The sequence below is a fragment of the Bacteroides graminisolvens DSM 19988 = JCM 15093 genome, assembly GCF_000428125.1.
GTDB lineage: Bacteria > Bacteroidota > Bacteroidia > Bacteroidales > Bacteroidaceae > Bacteroides > Bacteroides graminisolvens.
Genome location: NZ_ATZI01000032.1, coordinates 1 through 1,590, shown reverse-complemented (window position 1 = coordinate 1,590; position 1,590 = coordinate 1). Strand labels below are relative to the sequence as shown.

At 40.8% G+C, this 1,590-nt stretch carries 1 protein-coding gene; it reads right to left on the bottom strand.

Annotated elements, in window-relative coordinates; genetic code table 11:
• Positions 1-16: 16 nt before the first annotated feature.
• The gene (locus tag C511_RS0112420) at positions 17-1,468 is read right to left on the bottom strand and encodes an IS4 family transposase (protein ID WP_081698314.1); all 1,452 of its coding nucleotides are present in this window, start codon (positions 1,466-1,468) and stop codon (positions 17-19) included.
• Positions 1,469-1,590 lie beyond the last annotated feature (122 nt).

Here is a 1,590-nt window from a genome sequence, read left to right as displayed (position 1 = left end):
TTCATGTTTCGCAAGTTCAACTTGCCAGTTTTAATTTGTAAATATCGCATATATGGCCCAGCTCCTCAGATCTGTTGATAATAGCATCGTATATTTCCTCATCGAGTAATCCGAAGAGGTTCGCTATAGCTATAACAATCTCCTGAAGGGCTCCCCATATTCTGTCAGTAACCGAGAGTTCCAAAGAGTCTTTGGTTATGTCTTGAAAAAGTTTGCCCATCGTTTCGTATGCTGTAAACCTCTTTACAACCGAAAGGATGTTGTATTGCAAAGCAACCAAAGAAGTGGAGGCAATCTGCGAAGCAAAGTTGTTGGCCTGACATTTTCCCAATCCAAGCATCCCTTTGGCCTCCTTGAAAATGACCTCCAGAGACCATCTTTGGGAGTAAATTTTGTATGCTTCAAAGAATTCCAGTTTGGTATTGGTTGTCATAAGCCCATTCCATGCTCCGTTCTTGCTACGACGGACAAAGAAGAGTCTGACAGAGGTATCGGCAAAGACCACATCAACGGTGATGTAGTAACAGCGCAATTTGCGACTGTACTTTTTCTGTTTTCTTTGGGTAAGAAGCTTTATCAATGCAGGAGCCGTAAAGTCTTTCCGTTCAAAACCATACTTGGTTTTTCCATTCTCTCCAACCTTAATCATACCCAGATAATCACATTTGATATGGCGGGAGCGGATGAAACGGATAATATCCTTACAAGCAAACCAACTGTCAGCCAGTACGTAGCGAAATCTAATGTTTTTTCGGATGGCTCTTCTGATCATGCTTATCATCAAGTCTGTTTTCTTCTGATAGTATTCATTGAGCCGTTCCTGCAGGGCGGAATCCTTATCCCGTTCTTTGGTAAAGCGTTGTTGAAGCTCCCTGTCGCTCATGCCATAATTCCCCTTCTTTCCCTTTTCACCAAGAATAGCGAAATCAAGGATCATCTGGCTCGTACCGTCGGTAATGGCAAGAAACAGAGCTTTGAAACCAAGAATACACTTGTTATGAACGTGGGAGTAAACTCTTCCGATGTTTTCAATGCGCCTTCCGGCCTTGGGATAGTCCGTATCATCAACTATCAGACAGGTAGTGCCTTCCTTATGGTCTGTGCGGACTCTTATCTTATTCCACAATTGAATGTTCAGGTTATAAAGAAGTTTGCGCCAGTCTATCTGAGGATTACTCATAAACCGATAGAATACATCTTTCTGGCAATGCAGAACATGGCTTAAGGAAGAACTATGAAAATTGAAAGGATTACGAATTATGAAACAAGGATACATCAATAGAGTATGGAACACTTGCAGCAATGTATATACATGGTTGCATTTGCTCTTTGTCCCAAAGAGGGATAGCTCTGTCATTTTTAACCCTTTAATCACATCCATAATGGTATACATGGCTTTATGGGAATCATTTTCCCGGAAAAAGATGCTGATCTCTGAGAGGAATGTTGTAACTTTGTGCATAAGCATAGGGGCGAGTATTAATTTTAGTTTGCACTTTAAATTTACTCATTTTCTGCAACATACAGAAACTCCTATGCCTTTTTTATGCCATCATGTCAACATATCTCATTAACTTGCGAAACTTGAAT